Consider the following 24385-nt stretch of genomic DNA (forward strand, 5'->3'; position numbering starts at 1 on the left):
TCATGCACGGCGAATCTCCGATCAAACGTCGCGAATCTCGTAAAATCTGGGTCGGCTCGGTGCCGGTCGGTGGCGATGCCCCGATCGCAGTGCAGAGCATGACCAACAGCGACACCAATGACGTCGCGGCCACGGTGGCGCAGATCAACCGTCTGGAGGCCGCCGGCGTGGACATCGTCCGCGTCTCGGTGCCGGACATGGACGCTGCCGAGGCCTTTGGCCGCATCAAGCAGTTGGTCAAGGTCCCGCTGGTCGCGGACATCCACTTCGATTATCGAATCGCCCTGCGCGTTGCCGAGCTGGGCGTCGATTGCCTGCGCATCAACCCGGGCAACATCGGCCGCGAAGACCGCGTCCGCGCGGTGGTTGAAGCGGCCCGTGATCGCGGCATTCCGATCCGCATCGGCGTCAACGCCGGTTCGCTGGAAAAAGACCTGCAGAAGAAGTACGGCGAGCCAACGCCGGCGGCTTTGGTCGAGTCCGCGCTGCGGCACGTCGAGCATCTGGACCGTCTGGATTTCCAGGACTTCAAGGTCAGCGTCAAGGCCTCCGATGTGTTTATGGCGGTCGAGGCTTATCGCCTCCTTGCCAAACAAATCATCCAGCCGTTGCACCTGGGTATCACTGAAGCGGGCGGTTTGCGCTCAGGCACAGTGAAATCGGCCGTCGGCCTAGGTATGCTGCTGGCCGAAGGGATCGGCGATACCATTCGGATTTCGCTGGCTGCCGATCCGGTTGAAGAAGTGAAGGTCGGTTACGACATCCTCAAGTCGCTGCGTCTGCGTTCCCGTGGCATCAACTTCATCGCCTGCCCGAGCTGCTCGCGGCAGAACTTCGATGTGGTCAAGACCATGAACGAGCTGGAAGGGCGCCTTGAAGATTTGCTGGTCCCGCTGGATGTTGCGGTGATCGGTTGCGTGGTGAACGGTCCCGGCGAGGCGAAAGAAGCCCACGTCGGTCTGACCGGAGGCACGCCGAACCTGATCTACATCGATGGCAAGCCGGCGCAAAAGCTGACAAATGACAATCTGGTGGAACAGCTTGAACGCTTGATCCGCCAGAGAGCGGCCGAAAAGGTCGAGGCCGACGCAGCGCTGATCGCGCGCGGCTAACCCAGTTTCCAAGGAATATTTGTGAGTAAGTCTCTGCAAGCCATTCGTGGCATGAACGACATCCTGCCGGATCAAACGCCGCTGTGGCGCTACTTCGAAGGCACCGTATCGCGTTTGCTGGATAACTACGGTTATCGCCAGATCCGCATGCCGATCGTCGAGTTCACCGACCTGTTCAAACGCTCTATCGGCGAAGTCACCGACATCGTCGAAAAAGAGATGTACACCTTCGCCGACCGCAATGGCGATTCCTTAACCCTGCGCCCTGAAGGCACGGCGGCCTGCGTGCGTGCGGTCCTCGAACACGGCATCACCGGCGGCGGTCAGGTGCAGAAGCTTTGGTACATCGGCCCGATGTTCCGCCACGAGCGTCCGCAGAAAGGCCGTTATCGTCAGTTTCACCAGATCGGTGTCGAGGTGTTCAACCTTGATGGTCCGGACATCGACGCCGAGCTGATCGTCCTGACCTGGCGCCTGTGGGGCCTGCTGGGTATCCGCAATGCCGTCAAACTGGAACTCAACAGCCTGGGCACCAGTGAAGCCCGCGGCCGTTATCGTGAAGCGCTGGTCGAGTATCTCTCGGCGCGTCACGAGCAACTGGACGAAGACAGCCAGCGTCGCCTGAAGACCAACCCGCTGCGGGTGCTCGATACCAAACACCCTGAAACCCAGGCTGTGCTGGTCGATGCACCGAAGCTGGCAGATTACTTGGACGACGAATCCCGGGTTCACTTCGAAGGCCTGAAGGCGCGTCTCGACGCGGCGGGCATTCCGTACGTGATCAACCCGAAGCTGGTTCGCGGCCTGGATTACTACAGTAAAACCGTATTCGAGTGGGTCACTGACCAGCTCGGCGCTCAGGGCACTGTCTGCGCGGGCGGCCGTTACGACGGACTGGTTGAGCAGATGGGCGGCAAACCGACGTCGGGCGTGGGCTTTGCCATGGGCATCGAACGTCTGGTGCTGCTGCTGGAAACCCTTGAGCAGATTCCCGAAGAGATCGCCCGTACGGTCGACGTTTACGTCTGCGCCTTTGGCGAGGCCGCCGAGCTGGCAGCGCTGACGCTGTCCGAGCACTTGCGTGATCTGGCGCCTAACCTGCATCTGCAAGTCAATGCCGGAGCTGGCAGTTTCAAGAGCCAGTTCAAGAAGGCCGACAAGAGCGGCGCGTTGTACGCGCTGATCCTTGGTGACGAAGAGCTGGCGCGCAAGGAAGTGGGCGTCAAGCCGCTGCGTGGCCAGGGCGAGCAACAAAATATTGCCTGGGATGCTCTGTCGGAGCACCTGGCCACCTGCATTTCGCAGGGTTGAAGCAGATAAAAGCCGATTTAGCGAATAGGAGTATTGGGGTGTCGAGTACCGATGATGATGAGCTGGTTGCCGTAAAGGACTGGTGGCAGCGTAACGGCAAGCCTCTGGTGACCGGCGGCCTGCTGGCGGTGATCGTGGTGTTGGGCTGGCAAGGCTGGCAGCGCTATCAGAACAACCAGGCGCAAGGTGCTTCGGCGCTGTATCAGCAATTACTGGAAACCGCACTGACGCCAAGCGGCCAGGCTGACGCAGGCCGTGTGGCCGAGATCGCCGGCAAGCTGAAGAGCGATTTCGGCGGCACCGCGTATGCGCAGTACGGCAGCCTGTTCGTGGCGAAAGTGGCTGTGGACACCGGCAAGCTGGATGACGCTGCGAACGAGCTCAAATCCTTGACCGACAAGCCGGCCAACGCGACCCTGGGTGAAATCGCCCGTCAGCGTCTGGCTCGTGTGCTCGCTGCACAGAACAAGGCCGAAGACGCGCTGAAGCTGCTCGACGGTCAGGCCGACACGTCGTTCGCGGCCAGCCGAGAAGAGCTGCGCGGTGACCTGCTGGTTCAGCTGGGTCGCACCGATGATGCCTACGCTGCATACAAGAAGGCCAAGGCGGCGCTTTCCGAAGAAGCGGCTGTTGGCGGTCTGCAAATGAAGCTCGACGATCTGGCGAAAGGGGATGCGTGACGTGATTCGTTGGAAACATGCAGCATTGCTGGCTCTGGCCATTCTGGCCGCGGGTTGCAGCAGCAACAGCAAAAAAGAGCTGCCTCCGGCAGAGCTCGTCGACTTCAAACAGGAAGTCACCCTGCAGAAGTTGTGGAGCCGTTCCGTCGGTGACGGTCAGGGCGACATCTACAACATGCTGGTTCCGGCCATCGACGGCGAGAACATCTACGCTGCCGATGCGAACGGTCTGGTCATGGCGATCAATCGCAGCAACGGCGACGTGGTCTGGAAAAAAGAGCTTGAGCAACCGGTCTCCGGCGCCGTCGGCGTAGGTTTCGGTCTGGTCATGCTCGGCACGTTGCGCGGCGAAGTTATCGTCCTCGACGAAGCCACCGGCGAGCAGAAGTGGAAAGCCAAGGCGACCAGCGAAGTGCTGTCCGCTCCGGCAACCAACGGCAGTGTCGTGGTTGCCCAGACTCAGGATGACCGGGTTATCGGTTATGACGCCATCACTGGCGATCAGCGCTGGATCTACGAAAGCAGCCCGGCTGTTCTGACGCTGCGTGGCACCGGTGCGCCGATCGCGACCTCGTCGCTGGCCATCGCAGGCTTGTCCACCGGCAAGGTTGTGGCGCTGGACATCAACAACGGCGTCCCGGCCTGGGAGCAGCGCGTTGCCGTTCCGACAGGTCGTTCCGAGCTGGATCGCGTGGTCGACATCGACGGTGGCTTGCTGCTGTCCGGCAACACCCTGTACGTCGCAACCTACCAGGGTCGTGTAGCCGGTCTGGAACTGCAGAGCGGCCGCGTGCTGTGGCAGCGTGATGCCTCGAGCTATTCGGGTGTGGCGCAAGGCTTCGGCAGCGTTTACGTCTCGCTGGCCAACGGCACCGTGGAAGGCATCGATGAGCGCTCTTCCACCGGTCTGTGGAGCAACGACTCGCTGGCCCGTCGTCAACTCGGCGCGCCGGAAGTGTTCTCCAGCTACGTCGCGGTCGGTGACATGGAAGGTTATCTGCACCTGCTGAGCCAGGTCGATGGCCATTTCGTCGCCCGTGAAAAGATTGACAGCGATGGCTTGCGTGCACGCCCGCTGGTCTCCGGCAGCACCATTTACGTCTTTGGCAACAGCGGCAAGCTGGAAGCCCTGACGATCAAGTAGTGGCTGCCTATGCTTGAGGAGGTCGTTTTTCGGCTTCCCCAGGCGGCCCCGGTTTAATGGGGCCTGCGACGCTTCGGTGTCGCTCCGAACTCCGGCCGCTGCCTTGCAGCGGCTTTTGTATTTTCTGAAATAACGAAGTGGAGAGCCGCATGGTTCCCGTAATCGCCCTGGTGGGTCGACCGAACGTCGGCAAGTCCACCTTGTTCAACCGCCTGACCAGGACTCGCGACGCCATCGTCGGCGACTTGTCCGGTCTGACCCGTGATCGCCAATACGGTGAGGCCAAGTGGCAAGGGCGCTCCTACATCCTGATCGACACCGGCGGTATCTCCGGTGATGAACACGGCATGGACGAAAAGATGGCCGAGCAGTCGCTGCTGGCCATCGAAGAAGCCGATGTCGTTTTGTTCCTCGTTGACGCCAAAGCAGGCTTTACTGCCGCCGACCAGATGATTGGCGAGCACCTGCGCAAGCGCAACAAGACCTCTTACGTCGTTGCCAACAAGGTCGACAACATCGACCCTGACATGGCCCGCGCGGAGTTTGCACCGCTGGGTATGGGTGACGCGATTCCGGTTGCCGGCGCTCACGGTCGCGGCATCACGCAGATGCTCGAAATCGCCCTGCGCGATTTCCCGAAAGACGCTGACGAAGTCGAAGAAGGAGAAGAAGAGGAAGTCGTCGCCGAAGGTCAGGAAGCCAAGCGCATTCCTGGACCGAGCGAGAAGGACGGCATCAAGATCGCCATCATCGGTCGTCCCAACGTCGGCAAGTCGACGCTGGTCAACCGCATGCTCGGTGAAGACCGCGTTATCGTCTACGACGAGCCCGGCACCACCCGCGACAGCATTTACATCCCGTTCGAACGCAACGAGGAAAAGTACACGCTGATCGACACCGCCGGTGTGCGCAAGCGCGGCAAGATCCACGAAGAAGTCGAAAAGTTCTCCGTGGTCAAAACCCTGCAGGCGATCAAAGACGCCAACGTGGTGATCTTCGTGATGGACGCCCGCGAAGGCGTTGTCGACCACGACCTCAACCTGCTGGGCTTTGCCCTTGAGTCCGGTCGGGCACTGGTCATCGCGCTGAACAAGTGGGACGGCATGGTGCCGAGCGAGCGCGACTACGTGAAGGTCGAGCTGGAGCGTCGGTTGTTCTTCGTCGACTTCGCCGACATCCACTTCATCTCGGCGCTGCATGGCACGGGCGTGGGTAACCTGTATCAGTCGGTGCAGAACTCGTTCAAATCCGCTGTAACCCGTTGGCCAACAAGCCGCCTGACCCAGATTCTGGAAGACGCGGTCAGCGAGCACGCACCGCCGATGGTCGGCAGCCGCCGCATCAAGCTGCGTTATGCCCACCTGGGTGGCGCGAACCCGCCGTTGATCGTGATCCACGGTAACCAGGTCGAGAAAGTGCCGAAGTCGTACGTCCGGTACCTTGAGAACACCTATCGCCGTGTGCTCAAGCTGGTCGGTACGCCGATCCGCATCGAGTTCAAGGGCGGCGAGAACCCGTACGAAGGCAACAAGAACACGCTGACCGACCGCCAGGTCAACAAGAAGCGTCGGATGATGTCGCACCACAAGAAAGCCGACAAGAAGCGCCGCGACAAGCGCTGATCGTGTAACGGTCTTTCTCGGAAAAGGCGCCAGCGGCGCCTTTTTTTGTGCGCGACATCTGGGCTATCCTGCGAGTCCCCGAGCCCTTCAGGTGTCGGGAGTGGAGCAGGAAAACCCCCATGATCACCAGCAAACTGCCGAACGTTGGCACCACCATTTTTACTGTGATGTCTCAGCTTGCCGCCGAAACCGGGGCGATCAATCTGTCTCAGGGTTTTCCCGATTTCGATGGGCCTGACGCACTGCGTGAAGCCCTCTGCCGCCGAGTCATGGACGGCAACAACCAATACGCGCCGATGGCCGGCCTGCCGGCATTGCGCGAGCAAGTGGCCGCCAAGATTGACCGGTGCTACGGCCGTCAGGTCGGCGTCGACAGCGAAATCACCATCACGCCCGGCGCCACCCACGCCATCTTCTGCGCGATCCAGACCGTTGTGAGCGCCGGCGATGAAGTGATCGTCTTCGACCCGTGCTACGACAGTTATGCGCCGTCGGTGGAACTGGCCGGCGGGCGCACCGTGCATGTGCAGCTCAAAGACGGCGACTTCGCCATCGACTGGGAAAAGCTCGGCGCAGCGTTGAGCCCTCGCACCCGGATGATCGTCATCAACACGCCGCACAATCCCAGCGGCGCGCTCATCACCCGCGATGAGCTGGATCGCCTTGCGGCGTTGATCCGTGACCGGGACATTTATGTGCTCAGCGACGAGGTCTATGAACACTTGGTGTTCGACGGCCTGCAACACGCAAGCGTACTGGCCCATGACGAACTCTATCAGCGCGCGTTTGTGGTCAGTTCGTTCGGCAAGACCTACCACGTCACCGGCTGGAAAACCGGCTACCTCGTTGCGCCGCCTGCGCTGACCGCCGAAGCACGCAAGATCCATCAGTTTGTCGCGTTCTGCGGCGTCACGCCGTTGCAATGGGCGTTGGCCGATTTCATGGCGGCGCACCCCGAACACGTCGACGAACTGCCGGCGTTCTATCAGGCCAAACGCGACTATTTCTGCGATCGCCTGGAAGCCTCGCGCTTCACCTTCACGCGCGCCAGCGGCACGTACTTTCAGCTCGTTGATTATTCGCAGATCCGTCCGGACCTCAACGATGTGGACATGTCGCTGTGGATGACCCGCGAGCACGGCGTGGCGAGCATTCCCATTTCGGTTTTCTATCAGAATCCGCCTGAAGGCCAGCGCCTGATCCGGCTGTGTTTTCCCAAGCGCGAGGAGACGCTGCGTCTGGCAGCGGAAAAACTATGCGCGATCTGACCACGCTGCCCAATTTGAATCTCGCGCTGGTTCAGACCACGCTGGTCTGGCACGACGCCCCGGCGAACCATGCGCATTTTGAAGAACTGCTGGCCCAGGCCGGGGGCGCAGATCTGGTGATCCTGCCGGAGATGTTCACCACCGGGTTTTCCATGGAATCCGAGACGCTGGCCGAGCCCGAAGACGGCCCGACCGCTCAGTGGATACTGGCCCAGGCCAGGCAACTGAATGCGGTGGTGACCGGCAGCGTGATCATTCGCGCCGCGGACGGCAGCCATCGCAACCGCCTGCTGTGGGCGCGGCCGGACGGCGAGCTGCTGCATTACGACAAGCGCCATCTGTTCAGAATGGCCGGCGAGCACGAGCACTACAGCCCGGGCGAGCGTCAGGTGCAGTTCGAACTCAACGGCTGGCGAATTCGTCCGCTGATCTGCTACGACCTGCGTTTTCCGGTGTGGAGCCGTGATGCGCACAACACCGATCTGTTGCTCTATACCGCCAACTGGCCGGGCGCGCGACGTCTGCATTGGAACCGCCTGCTGCCGGCGCGGGCGATCGAGAACTTGTGTTACGTCGCTGCGGTGAATCGCGTGGGAATCGATGGCAAGGGCTTTGCCTACACCGGCGACAGTCAGGTGCTGGATTTCCAGGGCGAGAGCCTGCTCAACATCGGCGAGGCGGATGGCGTGTTCCAGGTCAGCCTGTCAGCGCAGAGTCTGGCGGCGTACCGCGAGAAATTCCCGGCCTGTCTCGACGCTGATACATTCGAGATACAGTAACGTCATAGAGTTAACGGACGGGTGGTCGATAGCGGTTGTACCCAGACAGGAGATCGGTATGACCACCATCAGCACATCCTCATTGAGTTCGTATTCCACCAGTTTCACCGTTGCGGTCAAAAAAGACCCCACAACAACGGCGGCTGACAGCGACGCCTCCACCACCACAGATGCCACGTCGGCGTCTGCATCGACCACAGCCACAGCGGCAGGTGGCGCTGGCGGTGCTGGCGGTGCGGGTGGGGCATCTGATTCTTCCAGCACTAGCGAGCAGGCCATCGCGAAGCTGGAAGAGCAGATCAAGGAAACCCAGAAGCGCTTGCAGGAACAGCAACAGCAACTCGCTGCCGCCCAGGCCAGCTCTGGCACCGACGAGGAGAAGTCGGCGCGGGTGATGGCCATTCAGGGACAGATCTCGTCGACGACCGCCAGCCTGTCGACGGAACAGGCGGCACTCTTGCAACTGCAGAAGTCCGGCAGCATTAACACCACCGCCTGATTCACTGATTCAGAGACAAAACCGCTCCATGACCCCGGTCGTGGGGCGTTTTTGCGTCTGCAATAAATTGGACTTCAGATGTTTGTACGCTGGCCGATACAAAGTGCACCTCATAAGGAGTTCATCATGACCACCATCAACACCAGTTCGTTGGGTGCTTACTCCAGCGTGTTCACGGCTGCCGTCAAAACCGACGACTCCACCAAGAGCGATGCCAAGACCGCCAGCGTCGAGCTGCGTGGCAATGTGTATGGCGACTCCAAAGCGGCAGGCGCCAGTGAGTCAGGCGACGCGCCGAGCATGAAGGAGGAGATGATCAAGCAGTTGCAGGAGCAGATTGAGCAAACCCAGAAAATGCTCCAGCAGCAGCAAGCTCAGTTAGCCGCTGTCCAGGGCAGCAAGACGCCCGATGAGTTGAAGGCCACGCAGGTCATGGCGATTCAGCAGCAGATTTCCGGGACCATGGCTCAGTTGGGCGCACTGCAGGCGTCCCTGTTGAACTTGATGAAAGTCAAAGTCGACACCACGGCCTGATTATCCAGCGCTCAAACAAAAGGCCCTGAAGTTTGCACTTCAGGGCATTTTTTATCGGGCGCAGCTTTCTATCCCGAAGCGTTAAGCCGCTTTCGTCGCATCAGCCTGGAGCAGGCCACGATTGAGGGCGCTGAACAGTGCCTTGAAGCTGGCCGTGGTGATGTTCTCGTCGATGCCAACGCCGTGTACCGCGCGATCGCCATCCACACGCAGCTCGATGTAGGCAGCGGCTTTGGCCGTGGTGCCCGCGCCGATGGCGTGTTCGTTGTAGTCCATGATCTCGGCCGACACCGGGAGGCCGGCCACCAACGCTTCCAGTGCGCCGTTGCCGGTGCCTTTCCAGCGCAGATTGCTCTCGCTGTCGCCCATGCCGGTCACGACTACTTCAACAGCGCTGTTGCCGTTCTCTTCCTGCAAGCGATGGCTGACCAGTGCATACGGCTTGTTGGCCTGCAGGTATTCACGCTTGAACAGCGAGTAGATCTGCTGCGCGGTCATCTCCAGGCCAAGACGATCGGTCTCGCCCTGAACCACCTGGCTGAACTCGATCTGCATGCGACGCGGCAGGGAGATGCCGTATTCCTGTTCCAGCAGGTAGGTAATCCCGCCTTTGCCGGACTGGCTGTTGACGCGGATAACCGCCTCGTAGCTGCGGCCGATGTCGGCCGGGTCGATTGGCAGGTACGGCACTTCCCACAGCGTGCCTTCCTTCTGCTGAGTGAAGCCCTTGCGGATCGCGTCCTGGTGAGAGCCGGAAAACGCGGTGTGTACCAGGTCGCCGACGTACGGGTGACGCGGGTGCACCGGAATCTGGTTGCACTCCTCAACCACCTTGCGCACGCCGTCGATGTCCGAAAAATCCAGTTGCGGATTCAGGCCCTGGGTGTACATGTTCAGCGCGACGGTCACGAGGTCGACGTTGCCGGTGCGCTCGCCGTTGCCGAACAGGCAGCCTTCAACCCGATCCGCGCCCGCCATCAGGCCCAGCTCGGTCGCCGCGACGCCGGTGCCTCGGTCGTTGTGGGTGTGCAGGCTGATGATCACGCTGTCACGACGGGAAATGTTGCGGCAGAACCATTCGATCTGGTCGGCGTAAATGTTCGGGGTGGCGACTTCGACGGTGGCTGGCAGATTGAGGATCACCTTGTTCTGCGGCGTCGCGTTCCACACTTCGATGACGGCGTCGCAGACTTCCTTGGCGAACTCCAGCTCGGTGGCGCTGAACGTCTCAGGCGAGTACTCAAACTGCCATTGGGTTTCTGGCTGCTGGGCGGCGTATTTGACGAACAGCTGAGCAGCATTCACGGCGATGGCTTTCACGCCCGCTTTGTCTTGGTTGAAGACGATGCGGCGGAAGGACGGGCAGGTGGCGTTGTAAAGATGGACGATGGCTTTTTTCGCCCCGCGCAGGGACTCGAACGTCCGCGCGATCAGGTCTTCGCGGGCCTGAGTCAGCACCTGAATGGTGGTGTCGTCCGGGATATGGCCGTCTTCGATCAGCGTGCGCACGAAGTCGAAATCGGTTTGCGAGGCGGAAGGGAAGGAGGCTTCGATTTCCTTCACGCCGACTTGAACGAGGGTCTTCCAGAAACGCAGCTTTTTGACCGCATCCATGGGCTCGATCAGCGACTGGTTACCGTCACGCAAGTCGGAACTGCACCAGATCGGTGCCGCAGTGATGGTCTTGGAAGGCCAAGTGCGGTCAGGCAGGTCGATGACAGGAAAGGCGCGGTACTTGGTCGAGGGATCTTTGAGCATGGTCATGTGAATAATCCTTGTTGTACTCAGGGCCGAAAGAAGGCGGCCAGCCGGTTGATGCGAGAGTAGCACTGCGGGTGAGCGTCGAGGCACCGAGTTCAGCTTTGCAGTCGTGCACTGACGAGGCAGAGGCAGCGATGTTGACGCATCAGAATGAGGGTGTGAGAGGTTTTCATGTCGCCAAACGTAACCAATGAGGTGAAAGGTGGCAAGCGGTTGCGGAAAATTGATGAATAATCTCGCATAACTGCATTAGCCGGGTTTTAGTCGCGATTTTCTCCAGTTTGTCGCTGGTCCGTTGCTCGTGCCGTTGACTCCACGCAACGCGTAGCTCCCAATTGCACTCCCACACTCGATCACCACAACAACCCGTGTAGAGGACCATCCCATGAAAGAAGCAGACTGGAAAATTCTCAGCCGACTAAGACCTCTAGCCGTGGAGCGCCTTTACGAGCGTATCTGGCAGGACATTCTGAAAAAAACAGCGCTAACGGACAAAGATGCTCGAGATCGCGTCCAAGGTGTCAGGGATGTGGCTAACAAGGGCGATAAACTTGTGGCTAAGGTGTTCGATTCCACCAACTTTTCAAGAAGTAATTTCAGTTTTCACCTCTATGCGCTGGTCGCGGAGGATCTGATTACTGATGAGGAGCTGCGGCAGTTCAGCGATGAAGTCCAGGATCGGCTAAAACTGTGGCGCGAGGGGTGAGGCAGAGCTGACCTCATCCCTGTTCGCATGCGGTTCGGTTTGCGTGCTTGATGGCACGCCGCTAAGAGTCCAGTCGAAAGGTGTTACGGCTGAAACGCATTAATGAAAATCGCCGGATCTACCCGCGCGTCATTCAGGCTGACGTTCCAGTGCATGTGCGGCCCCGTTGCGCGACCGGTCGAACCGACGCGCCCGACCACCCCACCGCGCGGAACGGCATCGCCAACCTTCACGTCGATCTTCGACATATGGCAGAACATGCTGATAAAGCCCTGACCGTGATCGACGAACACTGTGTTGCCGTTAAAGAAGTAGTTGCCGATCAGAATCACTTTGCCGGCCGCTGGCGATTTGATAGGCGTGCCCGCAGGGACCGCGAAGTCCAGTCCGGCGTGAGGGTTACGCTCCTCGCCGTTGAAGAAGCGCCGCACGCCGAATTTGCTGGAGAGCGGCCCGTCCACCGGCTTGTCCAGCAACAGGTTGCTCGGTGTCACGGGACTGAACGTGCGGTAAGCGCGAATCTGCACGTCGAGTTCCTGCTCGATGCGCTTGAGGTCGTCCGGGTTCGGATTAACCTGACGCTGATTCTTCAGCGTGATGCGCTGCTCCGGGTACTTCTTGTTGCCCACCACGAAAGGCAGGTTGCGGCCGCCGCTGCTGACCTGCTGCGCAGTGCCTGGCTTGACGCTCAGCGGAATGCCGACGATGGCCAGCCAGCGCGCGTCCTGATCCTTGACCACCAGCACGGGTTTGCCCTGCCAGGTTGCTTTGGGCGCTTGTGCCGCAGGGCCCAGATCGACCACCGCCACGCCGCCGGGCACGGGCTTGTTGAGCAGGCGGGAAATGTAGCTGTCAGCGTAGGCGGGCAGGGCAGCACACATGACCAATGCAGCAGTTGCCAACGAACGGGTTAGAAAAGAAGGCATTGATCAATCCAGAAGTGAAAGGGTGACAGGCGTTAGATGATTGTCTTCAACACGCACTTGCAGCTCGCCGTCTGCCAGTTTTGCCGTCAGGCGCTGACCCTGATGCGTTTGCTCGGCAGCGCGAACGGCCCTGCCGCGTTCATCCAGCAAAATACTGTAACCACGGCCAAGGGTCGCCAGCGGGCTGACCACGTTGAGCGTCTGCACCTGACTTTGCAGCTGCAAGCGACGGCTCTTGAGGTTCTCCTTGATCGCACGGGGCAGCCGCTCGGCCAATACCGCCAGGCGCTGCCGCAGAAACATCAGCGTGCGTCCCGGATGTTGCGCGGCCAGGCGACTTTCCAGATGGCTCATGCGCACTTGGCGCTTGTGCATCTGCTGCTCGAAGGCCCGGCGCATGCGCATGTCCAGATCGTCGAGGCGCTGGGCGCGCTGGCGTAACCGTTCACCGGGGTGACGCAAGCGGCGGGAAATCCCGTCCAGTCGCAATTGCTCGCGCATCAACCGGTCCTGCATGCGGCTGATCAGTCGGCGCTCCAGGCTGTCGACCCGACGGTGCAGATCGCTTGAATCCGGCGCCAGCAATTCAGCGGCGGCGGAGGGCGTCGGCGCGCGCACGTCGGCGACGAAGTCACTGATCGACACGTCGGTTTCGTGGCCGACGGCGCTGACGATCGGCGTCACGCACGCATCGATGGCGCGGGCGACGGCTTCCTCGTTGAAGCACCAGAGGTCCTCCAGCGAACCGCCGCCCCGGGCGAGGATCAACGCATCGAAGCCTCGGCCGTCGGCGAGCTTCAACGCGCGGACAATCTGGCCAATGGCTTCGCGGCCCTGCACGGCAGTGGGGATCAGGGTGAGTTCAACCTGGGGCGCGCGACGACGAAACACGCTGATGATGTCGCGAATCACCGCGCCGGTCGGGGAACTGATGATGCCGATCCGCTTGGGGTGCAGCGGCAGGGCGACCTTGCGCTCGGCGCTGAACATGCCTTCGGCGCTGAGCTTTTCCTTCAACGCATCGAAGGCCAGACGCAGCGCGCCGTCGCCAGCAGGCTCGACGGTGTCGAGAATCAGCTGATAGTCGCCGCGACCTTCAAACAGCGAGACCTTGCCGCGTACCTTGACCGCCAGGCCGTCCTTCAACGCCTGACGTACCCGCGCCGCGTTGCTGCGAAACAACGCGCAACGCACCTGGGCGCCGGAGTCCTTCAGCGTGAAGTAAACGTGCCCTAAGGCGGGACGCGAGAGGTTGGAAATCTCGCCCTCGACCCAGATGCTGGAGAACACATCCTCCAGCAGCACGCGTGCGCGGCCGTTGAGCTGGCTGACAGTGAGGACGTCCCGGTCAAGGCCGAGTCTTGCGAAGGGGTCTTTGATCATGGCGGCATCATAAAGGCATTGGGGCACGGGTCACCAGATGAGATCGCCGACGGCGTGCGACCCGACGGCCGTACTTGACGTCACCGACAGCGCGATTAAGCTGCCGCCCCCGATTACTCGTCAGACAGGCCCTTCATGGACACCCAAAGCATCATCGTCCCGCAAATCTCCAGCTTTCCTGCGCACGAAGCGAAGGCGCGGGCGATCCTGCGCTGGCTGGTGAAGCTGAACGTCGTCGAAGAATCACTGACCACCTGCGGCCGCAGCTTCAATCGCATGGCTTACGCGATTGCGCCCGGCGCGCGACGCTTCGTTGAAAACCCTGACGCCTTGCCGTTCGGTCAGCCGGTCAACGGTCTGGAAATCGTCCTCAAGCGCTGCATCTATACGCCGCAGCAGGGCTTCAAGGAGGAGGCCGGTTGCCCTGAATGCCGGCGCGAGATCGGCGAAGCCCTGTTCGACAGCCTGGAAGACTGGATGCCGGGCCACACCGACAACTTCATGTGCCCCGAATGCCGTCATGAAGATGACATCAACGGATTCCTGTTTCTGGAGCCGTGCGGGTTCTCGAATCTGGGATTCATCTTCAATAACTGGCTGGACGCCGGCTTTAAAAGCAGCTTTATCGAGGCGTTTGCCGAGCGCATGGACCGCCCGGTGTCCCATGTCAAAGTCAGGATGTAGATCTTCGCCGCTGTCATTGGGCGCATTAATCCGGTTCATTAGTAAATAGCCTGATCTTTACATTGAGATACTGCAGGTGTCTGGGTACAATGGCGCGCTTCCATTTTCCCGCTCGGGAGCCCAGCGATGCTGCGTATCAGCCAAGAAGCCCTTACATTCGACGACATTCTCCTTGTGCCCGGTTATTCCGAGGTGCTTCCCAACGAAGTCAGTCTGAAAACACGATTGACCCGTGGCATCGAACTCAACATCCCCCTCGTTTCCGCCGCTATGGACACCGTCACTGAAGCCCGTCTGGCGATCGCCATGGCTCAGGAAGGCGGCATCGGCATCATCCACAAGAACATGACCGTCGAGCAGCAAGCTGCCGAAGTGCGCAAGGTCAAGAAGTTCGAAGCGGGTGTGGTCAAGGATCCGATCACCATTGAGGCTGACGCCACCGTTCGCGACCTGTTCGAACTGACCCGTCAACACAACATCTCCGGCGTCCCAGTCCTGCACGACGGCGAGCTCGTCGGCATCGTGACCTCCCGCGACGTCCGTTTTGAAACCCGCCTCGACATCCCTGTCCGCGAAGTGATGACGCCGAAAGAGCGTCTGGTCACTGTCCGTGAAGGCGCCGACAAGTACGAAGTGCGCGATCTGCTGCACAAGCACCGTCTGGAAAAAGTCCTGATCGTCGACGACAAGTTCGCGCTCAAGGGCATGATGACCGTCAAGGACATCGAGAAATCCAAAGCCTGGCCTCTGGCGAGCAAGGACGACCAGGGTCGTCTGCGTGTCGGCGCTGCAGTCGGCACCGGTAAAGACACCGGCGAACGCGTCAGCGCGCTGGTTGCTGCGGGCGTGGACGTCATCGTTGTCGATACCGCACATGGCCACTCCAAAGGCGTGATCGACCGCGTTCGCTGGGTCAAACAGAACTTTCCTGACGTGCAAGTCATCGGCGGCAACATTGCCACCGGCGCCGCTGCACGGGCACTGGTCGAAGCCGGCGCTGACGGCGTCAAGGTCGGCATCGGTCCTGGCTCCATCTGCACCACCCGTATCGTCGCTGGCGTGGGCGTCCCGCAGATCAGCGCCATTGCCAACGTGGCCTCGGCACTGGAAGGCACAGACGTTCCCCTGATCGCCGACGGCGGCATCCGTTTCTCGGGTGACCTGTCCAAGGCCATCGTTGCCGGTGCGTACTGCGTGATGATGGGTTCGATGTTTGCCGGTACTGAAGAAGCGCCGGGCGAGATCGAGCTGTTCCAGGGGCGTTCGTACAAGGCGTATCGCGGCATGGGTTCGCTGGGCGCAATGTCCCAGGCCCAAGGCTCTTCGGACCGTTACTTCCAGGACTCGTCCGACGGCGCGGAAAAACTCGTACCGGAAGGTATCGAAGGCCGCGTTGCGTACAAGGGTTCGCTGACTGCCATCGTTCACCAGTTGATGGGCGGCCTGCGCTCGTCGATGGGTTACACCGGCAGCGCCGACATCCACGAAATGCGCACCAAGCCTGAATTCGTGCGCATCACCGGTGCCGGCATGGCCGAGTCTCACGTTCACGACGTGCAGATCACCAAGGAAGCGCCGAACTACCGCGTAGGTTGATCGGAACGCGCCTGATGACTCAGGCGCGCTTCACGAATTGTTTACCGGGGCTGTTCATGACAGCCCCGTCTTGTTTCTGATTTTCGACGAGAATGACTATGGCCCTCGACATTCACGCCCACCGCATCCTGATCCTGGACTTCGGTTCCCAGTACACCCAGCTGATCGCCCGTCGCGTTCGCGAAATCGGCGTGTACTGCGAGCTGCACCCGTTCGACATGTCGGACGAAGCGATCCGCGAATTCGCCCCGAAAGGCATCATCCTCGCCGGCGGTCCCGAGTCCGTCCACGTTGCCGACAGCCCGCGCGCGCCCCAGGCCGTGTTCGACCTGAATGTGCCGATCTTCGGGATCTGCTACGGCATGCAGACCATGGCTGAGCAGCTCGGTGGCCGCGTGGCCGGTTCCGAATTGCGTGAATTCGGTTATGCCCGTGTCGACATCGTCGGCAAGAGCCGCGTGCTGGATGGCATCGAAGACCACGTCGACGCCGATGGCGTTTTCGGTCTCGACGTGTGGATGAGCCACGGCGACAAAGTCACTGAAATCCCGGAAGGCTTCCACGTTCTGGCCAGCACCCCGAGCTGCCCTATCGCTGGCATGGCCGACGACACCCGCGGCTACTACGGCGTGCAGTTCCACCCGGAAGTGACCCACACCAAGCAGGGCGGTCGCATCCTGTCGCGCTTCATCCTCGACATCTGCGGCTGCGAAGCACTGTGGACCCCGTCGAAGATCGCTGAAGACGCCATCGCCCAGGTTCGCGCCCAAGTCGGCACCGACAACGTACTGCTCGGCCTGTCTGGCGGTGTTGACTCCTCGGTGGTCGCAGCGCTGCTGCACAAAGCCATCGGCGACCAACTGACCTGCGTCTTCGTCGACAACGGCCTGCTGCGCCTGCACGAAGGCGAGCAAGTCATGGCCATGTTCGCCGAGAACATGGGTGTCAAGGTCATCCGCGCCAACGCTGAAGACCAGTTCCTCAACAACCTGGCCGGCGAAAGCGATCCGGAGAAGAAGCGCAAGATCATCGGGCGCACCTTCATCGACGTCTTCGACGCCGAGTCGACCAAGCTCGACAACATCAAGTACTTGGCCCAGGGCACCATCTACCCTGACGTCATCGAGTCCGCTGGCGCAAAAAGCGGCAAGGCTCACGTCATCAAGTCGCACCACAACGTGGGCGGCCTGCCGGAAGAGATGAACCTGAAACTGGTCGAGCCACTGCGCGAACTGTTCAAGGACGAAGTCCGTCGTTTGGGTCTCGAACTCGGCCTGCCGTACGACATGGTCTACCGCCACCCATTCCCGGGCCCGGGCCTGGGCGTGCGCATCCTCGGTGAAGTGAAGAAGGAATACGCCGACCTGCTGCGTCGCGCCGACCACATCTTCATCGAAGAGCTGCGCAAAGCCGACTGGTACCACAAAGTCAGCCAGGCCTTCGTTGTGTTCCAGCCGGTGAAATCGGTTGGCGTGGTCGGCGATGGCCGTCGTTACGCCTGGGTCGTCGCCCTGCGTGCCGTCGAAACCATCGACTTCATGACCGCACGGTGGGCACACCTGCCTTACGAGCTGCTGGAAACGGTGAGCGGCCGGATCATCAATGAGATCGAAGGCATTTCGCGCGTGACGTATGACGTGTCGAGCAAGCCGCCTGCGACGATTGAGTGGGAATGATCAAATTCTGATCTGAACTCGTTATAACGTCGTAGCCTAAAGGCCGGGGGGCATCAACGCATCCCCCGGCTTTTTTGCATTCAAAGCTTCAAGGCCTCACCGCACCAACGTCATCCCCATCAGCTCCAGCGCCGACGTCAAATCCCCCAACGTCTCAAACCGACGTCCGCTCACTCGCTGCCACTTCGGCCGGTCGATAAAGACGCGCTTGCCCTCCCTTTTGACCTCGGTACGAACCGCCACGCCTTCATTGCTGCGGTGAACGAGGGTCAACTGACCATCACTGTCATCGAGGGTGAACATGCCCGCTCGAAGCAGCTTGTTCTCCAGGCTGAGCTCAATCCGGGGCGCGGCGACCAGAACTTGCAGACGCAGATCACTCTGCACTCGTCCCGCACGACGGCCCACCGTGTCGGTCGTTTCTATGCCGGGGTCTGGGGTTATTCCCGCTGACTCTGCCACACGAACGTCCTCAATGCGCAGCCCTACAGCCCCTTCCAGTTCCGCGACACCGGCAACGCCTTGGTAGGTATTAGCGTGGGAGTTACCCACAAGTGCTACCCATTTGCTGCCGCTTCCCGCGCCCTGGTCCGCGTCGATGACGCCTTTGGCGTAATAATTCATCACCTTCTGCCGCAGCGTTTGCTCCGCGCCCTCCATGCCGTCGACGCGGTAGCTCGCCATGCAGTCGATTGCCCGAATGCGCACGCGGTTTTCTTGCGCGGATTTGAGCACGGACATGAAGGTGTACTTTCCGGTTGGGTCAGTTCGATGGCCTTTGTCCAGCGTCTTGATGTACTCCTCGAGCTGAGACGACAAAGTGCCGGTTCTCGAAAAAGCATCCAGATCAGCCTGATGGAAGTCGGTGAGCATGTGCTCCATGTAGAGGGTTTTCACCTTGAGCTTGGCGAGTAACGGCATCTGTTCAATGAGAAATTGCTTGCTGCCGATCCCGGCATGACTCTCGCCGATGACCAGGCCCGACGAGCGTTTGAATAGGCTCTTGAGAACGCTTTTGAGCGGCGCGTTGGCAGGCAGTTCGGGAATCTCTGGACGCTTTGGCTGTTCCAGCGTGTTGAAGAATGCGTTGGCGTCGTCTCGCAGATTGCGACGGATGCGCTTGAACTCGTCGTACGGGTCGGGCTTGTCGAAATCGGGACTGCGATAGCGATCGTCGACAAAGCGACCGCCATACTGCGCGCCATCCATGACCTCCGGTTTCAGCGCGTCGGGGATTTCGTATGGGCTGGGAAGGGTGGTCGTCTGCGGAGAAACGCCGACACCACGACCGGGCCCGATCTTGCCGAGCACCTTCCCGCCGCCTGACAGACCCAAGGGTGTGACGGGCTCCCATGCCCCGGCAGCGTTCAGGCGCACAGGCAAGTTTCGGTAAAAGGAGAAAGGATTTTCCGGATCAATGATGACCCAGGATTTGAGCTCGTTGATGTAGCGAACGGCGTAGGCGAAGCCATCGATCTCGATAAATGTCTCGCCCTGATCAGTCAGGTAGACGCCTTTCATGCGGCCTTCTTCGCCTATGGGTTCGAAGGCATCCAGCAGCATGTTGGTCTCGAAGGAGGCCAGCCCATCGTTGCGTTCAAAGGGGTAAACGGATTCTGGTTCGAAGCCCGGCGTTTCAACGAATCCATCAATAGGCTCATCGACTTCGGGTACTGGCTCCCCCTCAAATTCAGGCTGCAGCACCTCGCCTTCCGATATCGCCTCACCGCCGGCGAGAAAGGTGCTGTTGAACAGCACATCGACGCCTGCCGTGACGGCCCCGATGACCCCTGCCTTGCGCTGCGCCGTGCTCGCGCCGTTCACGGCCTGATCAATGTTGAGGCCCATGTCGGCGATGCCCGCGCCCACGGCTGCCAGCGCAATCGGCCAGTCAACCGCCGCCAGCGCACCGGAAAGCTGGGAGAACGACCGCAGATAGCCGATCCACATCTGTTTGCGCAGGTCGCCGTTGGAGTGCAGCGCCAGGTCTGCGTCGGCCAACATCCGCGTGCGGATCGAGTCGCGCAGACGAGTGAACGGGTCGCCCGACACGTGCTGGCTGTGTTGATTGATCACGCCGGGATTCGCTGCGCCCCATGTGGTGTAAAGCACGTCCAGGCCGTGAAACAACCCGATGTTGTCGTCAGCCTCGCCGTGGGCTGACAGCGGGAAGTGACCCATGAAACGCGCGCGTCGCTCCGGGCGGTTGTTTTGCGACAGCAGCCACCAATGCAATTCTTCCGGATTCGCGAAAGCATGAAACGCCTGCACCTCGCCGGGGGTGTAGAGAATCTGTCGGCCGCCAGCGGTAACGATGCGCAGGATATCGCTGGCTTCATAGCCGATCACGTCGAAGGTCCAGACGCTCGCTGCGGCGCTGGCCGGAGCGCTGGCTTGAAGAGTTTCCAGGCTTGGTGACTCGGACGGTTCTACGTTCGCCACGCCTAGGACGCTTCGCAGATCCTCTTCGGTGAGCCATCCCGCTTGATGGTCTTCAAGGGCGCTGGCGATAAAGTTGGCCTTGGCCATGGTGCGGAAGTGATCGGCGAAGTCGCGCCAGAACGCCTTCAGCTTCTCGTGATAGCGGGATTTGAAATCCACTGACCAAAACTCACCCATGACCTGAGCGGGCAACATCCTGACCTCGTTTCGCTCATCGAAGGCGTCCGCATCGGCGTCTGCGGTGTAGAACCCGCTAAGCATCTGCAGGGTGTCGGCGTTGTCTTGGTCGTGGGGGTTGAAACGGTGCATGACCAGCTGCGGGAGGGTCATCGACTGATAGGGCGCATCGCGGTGCTGCCAGCCATTGAATGATCGCGGACTGCTAACCGCCGTGTGGAAGCGGTGCCAGTAAACCGTGTCGGGCTCGGCGTCGTGACCTGTCTGACGCAGGAGGATTTCCCGGGCGATGCTGCGGGCCATTTCACGCATGTCCGGGCAGGCCTCGACCAGACGCTCACTTATTCTGATGAGGGCGGTTCGATCCTGGTCCAGGGTAGCAGAGGACAGGTGATTAGCTGCGGTGGTCATATTCGTCTTCCTTGATGAACGGGAAGACAAGCTTGGCGGGATTGCCGATTGATTTGGCACTAAATATGTATTGCGTACGCGGTCTTCTTAAATTTCTGTAAGTGCAGGTGTATCGTGTCCGCCCCTCGCATCGTTCAAGGATGCGACCCGTCGTTTGAGGTTTTTTCGTACATGTCTTTTACCCGTCGACAGATACTCGGAGGTCTGGCCGGTCTTGCCGTGGTCGGGCTTGGCGCGGGCGGTGCCTCAAGGTATTGGCTGGGCAAGCGCGGACCGGGCGAAGGGCACGATTACGAGCTGATCGCCGCGCCGCTGGACGTCGAGCTGGTTGCGGGACACCAGACGCCCGCCTGGGCATTCGGCGGTTCGGCGCCGGGCACTGAACTGCGCGTCAGGCAGGGCGAATGGCTGAGGGTGCGGTTCATCAATCACCTGCCCGTTGAAACCACCATTCATTGGCACGGCATTCGGCTGCCGCTGGAGATGGACGGCGTGCCGTACGTCTCGCAATTGCCGGTCAAGCCGGGCGAGTATTTCGACTATAAATTCCGTGTGCCGGACGCTGGCAGCTATTGGTATCACCCCCACGTCAGCAGCAGCGAGGAACTCGGTCGCGGGCTGGTCGGGCCGCTGATCGTCGAGGAGCGCGAGCCCACCGGGTTTGCCCACGAACGCGTGGTCAGCCTGAAGAGCTGGCACGTTGACGAGGAGGGCGCTTTCACCGATTTCAGCGTCATTCGCGAGGCCGCCCGCGAGGGCACGGCGGGGCGATTGTCGACGGTCAATGGCGTGCCACAAGGCGTCGTCGAGCTGCCTGCCGGGCAAATCACTCGGGTGCGCATTCTCAACCTCGACAACACAGTGACCTATCGCCTGAACCTGCCGGGCGCGGAGGCGATGATCTACGCCCTGGACGGCAACCCGGTCAAACCGCGCGCGCTGGGCAAGGATTACTGGCTGGGGCCGGGCATGCGCATCTGTCTGGCGATCAAGGCGCCTGCCGTCGGTGAAGAGATCTCCCTGCGCAACGGCCCCGTACGGCTGGGCACCTTTCGCTCGGTCGCCAACAACGATGCGCCGGGCAAATGGCCGCCTGAGCTGCCGGCGAATCCGGTCGCCGAGCCTGATCTGGCCAACGCCGAGAAGCTCAATTTCAATTTCGAGTGGGTCGGTTCAGTGTCGGTGAATGTCGACAACGGCAAACTGCCCAGCTTGTGGCAGATCAATGGCCAGGCCTGGGACATCACCGACAAGACCTGTGCCGACCGGCCGATCGCCAGGCTTGAACGAGGCAAGAGTTACATCTTCGAGCTGAAGAACATGACGCAGTATCAGCATCCCATTCACTTGCACGGCATGAGCTTCAAAGTCATCGCCTCCAATCGCAAGGACGTGATTCCGTACTTCACCGACACCTACCTGCTGGGGCGCAATGAGCGCGCGCGCGTCGCTTTGGTGGCGGATAATCCCGGCGTATGGATGTTTCACTGCCATGTGATCGATCACATGGAAACCGGTCTCATGGCCGCTATCGAGGTCTCCTGATGCGTCAGCCGCCTATCATCGATCGCAGCCGCGATCAGCACTTCATGCGTGAAGCCCTGGCGCTGGCAGCGGAGGGTGCGTTGCTGGGCGAGGTGCCGGTCGGCGCGGTGGTGGTGCAGGACGGTGAAATCGTGGGCCGGGGTTTCAATTGCCCCATCAGCGGCAGCGACCCTAGCGCCCACGCCGAGATGGTCGCCATTCGCGCAGCGGCGCAGTCACTCAGCAATTACCGCTTGCCGGGCAGCACGCTGTACGTGACCTTGGAACCCTGCAGCATGTGCGCCGGTTTGATCGTCCACTCGCGCATCACCCGCGTGGTGTATGGCGCGACTGAGCCGAAAGCGGGGGTAGTGCAGAGTCAGGGGCAGTTCTTCATGCAGCCGTTCCTCAATCATCGCGTGCTGTTTGAAGGCGGGGTGCTGGGGGAGGAGTGCGGGACGATGCTGAGCGAGTTTTTCAGGATGAGGCGAGCGAAGGGGTAGCTGGAGCTGGGTTTGCTGTCAGGCCGTGTGAGTGAAATCACTACACCTCCAGCGCCTCGGAATCAGTCTTCGTGAGCAAGCTCACTCCCACAAGTCCTGTGTTTTTGAGGCCATCCCGGACAGTTTCTGACACTGATTAAAGCGGCGCTTTCTCTTCCGACGGTTTGGTCTTGTCGACTCCGGGCACATGCAACGAGCCCTCCGCGACCTGACCGCCCTCCATCTGCGGCTGCGTCACCCACGTCAGGATGTCGTAATAACGGCGGATGTTGGCGACGAAACTGACCGGTTCGCCGCCCCGGGCATAACCGTAGCGGGTCTTGCTGTACCACTTCTTCTGCGACAGACGCGGCAGCATCTTCTTTACGTCCAGCCACTTGTTCGGGTTCAGGCCTTCGCTTTCCGCCAGCTTGCGCGCGTCATCCAGATGGCCTGTGCCAATGTTGTAGGACGCCAGCGCCAGCCAGGTGCGATCGGGCTCCTGAATCGAGTCGTCGAGCTGTTCCTTGACGTAGGCAAAATACTTGGCGCCGCCCTGAATACTCTGTTTGGCGTCGAGCCGATTGGACACGCCCATGGCCTGGGCCGTGCTCTGGGTGAGCATCATCAAGCCGCGCACGCCGGTCTTCGACGTCACGCCCGGCTGCCATAAAGATTCCTGATAACCGATTGCCGCCAGCAAACGCCAGTCGACCTGTTCAGCCTTGGCGGCGGTCTGGAAGTGCTTCTCGTACTTGGGCAGGCGTTCCTGCAAGTGCTGGGCGAAGGTGTAGGCGCCAACGTAACCGAGCACGTCGACATGCCCGTAATAGCGGTCTTTGAGTCGCTGCAGCATGCCGTTCTTCTGCATTTTGTCGAGATAGGCGTTGATCTCGTTGAGCAGGCTGTTGTCATCGCCTAATGCCACTGCCCAGCGCTGATCGCGGCCATCGCCAAGGTCGAAGCCGACGCGCACGTTGGGGAAATACACCTGGTTCATCGCCAGTTCGTTGGAGTCCGCCAGGGTCAGGTCGATCTGGCCCTCGTCCACCATGCGCAACAGGTCGACGACTTCGACCTGATCGGACTCTTCGTAGTTGATGCCGGGGTACTTGACCTTCAGCGCTGCCAGTTGCTCGGCGTGGCTGCTGCCTTTAAGCACGAGGATGCGCTTGCCGACCAGATCGCCCGGATCGGTGGGGCGCGACTGACCGTTGCGGTAAACGACCTGAGGGGTGACTTCAAGATAGGAGTGGGAAAAACGTACCTGCTTCGCGCGGTTTTCGCTGCTGACCAGACCCGCTGCCGCCAGCACCGGCCCGCCGGGTTTGCCCATCTGATCGAACAGGTCGTCGAGGTTGTCGGCGGCTTCGATTTTCAGTTCAACGCCCAGATCGTCGGCGAAGCGCTTCACCAGTTCGTACTCGAAACCGGTTTCACCGTTGCGGTCCTGAAAATAGGTCGCCGGGCTGTTGCGGGTGACGACGCGCAAAACGCCATCCTCCTTGACTCGTTCCAGCGTGTTGGGTTTCTCCACACACGCGCCGAGCAGCAGGAAGATTCCGGTTGCGATGAGCCACTTGGCACAGCGTGGGCGGAAATCTGATTGGGAAAACATCGTTGCAGTATACGCAAAGCAGCCATACCGCCATATCTCGACAGCGCGGG

20 protein-coding genes are annotated in these 24385 nt (G+C 60.7%); 15 read left to right on the plus strand and 5 right to left on the minus strand.

All coding sequences use genetic code 11. The annotated features are described in order from the left end of the window. Positions 1-2 precede the first annotated feature (2 nt). The 9 genes from ispG (at position 3) to ACYASU_RS19365 (ending at position 8949) form a co-directional block, all read left to right on the plus strand. A complete protein-coding gene (gene ispG, locus ACYASU_RS19325; RefSeq protein ID WP_065990008.1) occupies positions 3-1112 on the plus strand; it encodes a flavodoxin-dependent (E)-4-hydroxy-3-methylbut-2-enyl-diphosphate synthase in 1110 nt (369 codons plus the stop codon). 21 nt (positions 1113-1133) lie between these two features. Then, on the plus strand, positions 1134-2423 hold the full coding sequence (gene hisS, locus ACYASU_RS19330) for a histidine--tRNA ligase (RefSeq protein ID WP_463583730.1): 1290 nt from the start codon (positions 1134-1136) through the stop codon (positions 2421-2423). A gap of 38 nt (positions 2424-2461) precedes the next feature. Further along, a complete protein-coding gene (locus ACYASU_RS19335) occupies positions 2462-3103 on the plus strand; it encodes a tetratricopeptide repeat protein (protein WP_463583731.1) in 642 nt (213 codons plus the stop codon). Then, a complete protein-coding gene (gene bamB, locus ACYASU_RS19340) occupies positions 3096-4247 on the plus strand; it encodes an outer membrane protein assembly factor BamB (RefSeq protein ID WP_065990004.1) in 1152 nt (383 codons plus the stop codon). The genes ACYASU_RS19335 and bamB overlap by 8 nt, the downstream gene beginning before the upstream one ends. A 149-nt stretch (positions 4248-4396) precedes the next feature. Further along, the gene (der, locus tag ACYASU_RS19345; RefSeq protein WP_065990003.1) at positions 4397-5869 is read left to right on the plus strand and encodes a ribosome biogenesis GTPase Der; all 1473 of its coding nucleotides are present in this window, start codon (positions 4397-4399) and stop codon (positions 5867-5869) included. 119 nt (positions 5870-5988) lie between these two features. After that, entirely contained in the window at positions 5989-7137 is a 1149-nt protein-coding gene (locus ACYASU_RS19350; RefSeq protein ID WP_463583732.1) for a pyridoxal phosphate-dependent aminotransferase, read from the plus strand. Beyond that, positions 7125-7916 carry an amidohydrolase gene (locus tag ACYASU_RS19355; protein WP_463583733.1) on the plus strand — a complete coding sequence of 264 codons (792 nt, stop codon included), beginning with the start codon at positions 7125-7127 and terminating at the stop codon, positions 7914-7916. Before ACYASU_RS19350 ends, ACYASU_RS19355 begins: the two co-directional genes overlap by 13 nt. Positions 7917-7974: 58 nt before the next feature. Further along, the gene (locus ACYASU_RS19360) at positions 7975-8415 is read left to right on the plus strand and encodes a hypothetical protein (protein WP_463583734.1); all 441 of its coding nucleotides are present in this window, start codon (positions 7975-7977) and stop codon (positions 8413-8415) included. Between the two features lie 126 nt (positions 8416-8541). Then, positions 8542-8949: a hypothetical protein gene (locus ACYASU_RS19365; protein WP_463583735.1), complete on the plus strand. Its 408-nt coding sequence runs from the start codon at positions 8542-8544 to the stop codon at positions 8947-8949. A gap of 81 nt (positions 8950-9030) precedes the next feature. Here ACYASU_RS19365 and leuA read toward each other — a convergent pair whose 3' ends face one another. After that, entirely contained in the window at positions 9031-10713 is a 1683-nt protein-coding gene (gene leuA / locus ACYASU_RS19370; protein WP_282370285.1) for a 2-isopropylmalate synthase, read from the minus strand. A gap of 382 nt (positions 10714-11095) precedes the next feature. Here leuA and ACYASU_RS19375 point away from each other — a divergent pair, with 382 nt between their 5' ends. Then, entirely contained in the window at positions 11096-11416 is a 321-nt protein-coding gene (locus ACYASU_RS19375) for a peptide ABC transporter substrate-binding protein (protein ID WP_192170750.1), read from the plus strand. Between the two features lie 83 nt (positions 11417-11499). On the opposite strand, the gene ACYASU_RS19380 is transcribed toward ACYASU_RS19375, so the two are convergent. Beyond that, the gene (locus ACYASU_RS19380) at positions 11500-12297 is read right to left on the minus strand and encodes a peptidoglycan DD-metalloendopeptidase family protein (protein ID WP_463583817.1); all 798 of its coding nucleotides are present in this window, start codon (positions 12295-12297) and stop codon (positions 11500-11502) included. A 48-nt stretch (positions 12298-12345) separates the two neighbouring features. Further along, positions 12346-13725 (minus strand): exodeoxyribonuclease VII large subunit, encoded by a 1380-nt coding sequence (xseA, locus tag ACYASU_RS19385; protein ID WP_463583736.1) that lies wholly within the window; start codon positions 13723-13725, stop codon positions 12346-12348. Positions 13726-13860: 135 nt separating this feature from the next. Between xseA and ACYASU_RS19390 the strand changes: the two genes are divergently transcribed. From ACYASU_RS19390 to guaA, 3 genes are all read left to right on the plus strand, one after another. Further along, positions 13861-14409 (plus strand): sugar ABC transporter ATPase, encoded by a 549-nt coding sequence (locus ACYASU_RS19390; RefSeq protein ID WP_172610854.1) that lies wholly within the window; start codon positions 13861-13863, stop codon positions 14407-14409. A gap of 126 nt (positions 14410-14535) precedes the next feature. Next, positions 14536-16005 carry an IMP dehydrogenase gene (gene guaB, locus ACYASU_RS19395; protein WP_172610855.1) on the plus strand — a complete coding sequence of 490 codons (1470 nt, stop codon included), beginning with the start codon at positions 14536-14538 and terminating at the stop codon, positions 16003-16005. A 98-nt stretch (positions 16006-16103) separates the two neighbouring features. After that, a complete protein-coding gene (guaA, locus tag ACYASU_RS19400; RefSeq protein WP_122535040.1) occupies positions 16104-17681 on the plus strand; it encodes a glutamine-hydrolyzing GMP synthase in 1578 nt (525 codons plus the stop codon). A 96-nt stretch (positions 17682-17777) separates the two neighbouring features. Here the strand turns inward: guaA and ACYASU_RS19405 are convergent, their stop codons facing one another. Next, entirely contained in the window at positions 17778-20711 is a 2934-nt protein-coding gene (locus tag ACYASU_RS19405) for a membrane-targeted effector domain-containing toxin (protein WP_463583737.1), read from the minus strand. Between the two features lie 171 nt (positions 20712-20882). Here ACYASU_RS19405 and ACYASU_RS19410 point away from each other — a divergent pair, with 171 nt between their 5' ends. Continuing rightward, entirely contained in the window at positions 20883-22256 is a 1374-nt protein-coding gene (locus ACYASU_RS19410; protein WP_463583738.1) for a multicopper oxidase family protein, read from the plus strand. After that, positions 22256-22738, plus strand: a complete 483-nt coding sequence (gene tadA, locus ACYASU_RS19415; RefSeq protein WP_192170758.1) for a tRNA adenosine(34) deaminase TadA — start codon at positions 22256-22258, stop codon at positions 22736-22738. The genes ACYASU_RS19410 and tadA overlap by 1 nt, the downstream gene beginning before the upstream one ends. 136 nt (positions 22739-22874) lie before the next feature. Here tadA and mltF read toward each other — a convergent pair whose 3' ends face one another. Next, positions 22875-24335 carry a membrane-bound lytic murein transglycosylase MltF gene (gene mltF, locus ACYASU_RS19420; RefSeq protein WP_463583739.1) on the minus strand — a complete coding sequence of 487 codons (1461 nt, stop codon included), beginning with the start codon at positions 24333-24335 and terminating at the stop codon, positions 22875-22877. Between the last annotated feature and the right edge of the window lie 50 nt (positions 24336-24385).

The sequence above is a fragment of the Pseudomonas sp. HP_12 genome, from assembly GCF_055283955.1.

Coding starts and splice junctions, on each gene's coding strand:
- ispG (WP_065990008.1), top strand. CDS start 3: ATGCACGGCGAATCTCCGATCAAACGTCGCGAATCTCGTAAAATCTGG.
- bamB (WP_065990004.1), top strand. CDS start 3,096: ATGCGTGACGTGATTCGTTGGAAACATGCAGCATTGCTGGCTCTGGCC.
- der (WP_065990003.1), top strand. CDS start 4,397: ATGGTTCCCGTAATCGCCCTGGTGGGTCGACCGAACGTCGGCAAGTCC.
- ACYASU_RS19350 (WP_463583732.1), top strand. CDS start 5,989: ATGATCACCAGCAAACTGCCGAACGTTGGCACCACCATTTTTACTGTG.
- ACYASU_RS19355 (WP_463583733.1), top strand. CDS start 7,125: ATGCGCGATCTGACCACGCTGCCCAATTTGAATCTCGCGCTGGTTCAG.
- ACYASU_RS19360 (WP_463583734.1), top strand. CDS start 7,975: ATGACCACCATCAGCACATCCTCATTGAGTTCGTATTCCACCAGTTTC.
- ACYASU_RS19365 (WP_463583735.1), top strand. CDS start 8,542: ATGACCACCATCAACACCAGTTCGTTGGGTGCTTACTCCAGCGTGTTC.
- leuA (WP_282370285.1), bottom strand. CDS start 10,713: ATGACCATGCTCAAAGATCCCTCGACCAAGTACCGCGCCTTTCCTGTC.
- ACYASU_RS19375 (WP_192170750.1), top strand. CDS start 11,096: ATGAAAGAAGCAGACTGGAAAATTCTCAGCCGACTAAGACCTCTAGCC.
- ACYASU_RS19380 (WP_463583817.1), bottom strand. CDS start 12,297: ATGTGTGCTGCCCTGCCCGCCTACGCTGACAGCTACATTTCCCGCCTG.
- xseA (WP_463583736.1), bottom strand. CDS start 13,725: ATGATCAAAGACCCCTTCGCAAGACTCGGCCTTGACCGGGACGTCCTC.
- ACYASU_RS19390 (WP_172610854.1), top strand. CDS start 13,861: ATGGACACCCAAAGCATCATCGTCCCGCAAATCTCCAGCTTTCCTGCG.
- guaB (WP_172610855.1), top strand. CDS start 14,536: ATGCTGCGTATCAGCCAAGAAGCCCTTACATTCGACGACATTCTCCTT.
- guaA (WP_122535040.1), top strand. CDS start 16,104: ATGGCCCTCGACATTCACGCCCACCGCATCCTGATCCTGGACTTCGGT.
- ACYASU_RS19405 (WP_463583737.1), bottom strand. CDS start 20,711: ATGACCACCGCAGCTAATCACCTGTCCTCTGCTACCCTGGACCAGGAT.
- ACYASU_RS19410 (WP_463583738.1), top strand. CDS start 20,883: ATGTCTTTTACCCGTCGACAGATACTCGGAGGTCTGGCCGGTCTTGCC.
- tadA (WP_192170758.1), top strand. CDS start 22,256: ATGCGTCAGCCGCCTATCATCGATCGCAGCCGCGATCAGCACTTCATG.
- mltF (WP_463583739.1), bottom strand. CDS start 24,335: ATGTTTTCCCAATCAGATTTCCGCCCACGCTGTGCCAAGTGGCTCATC.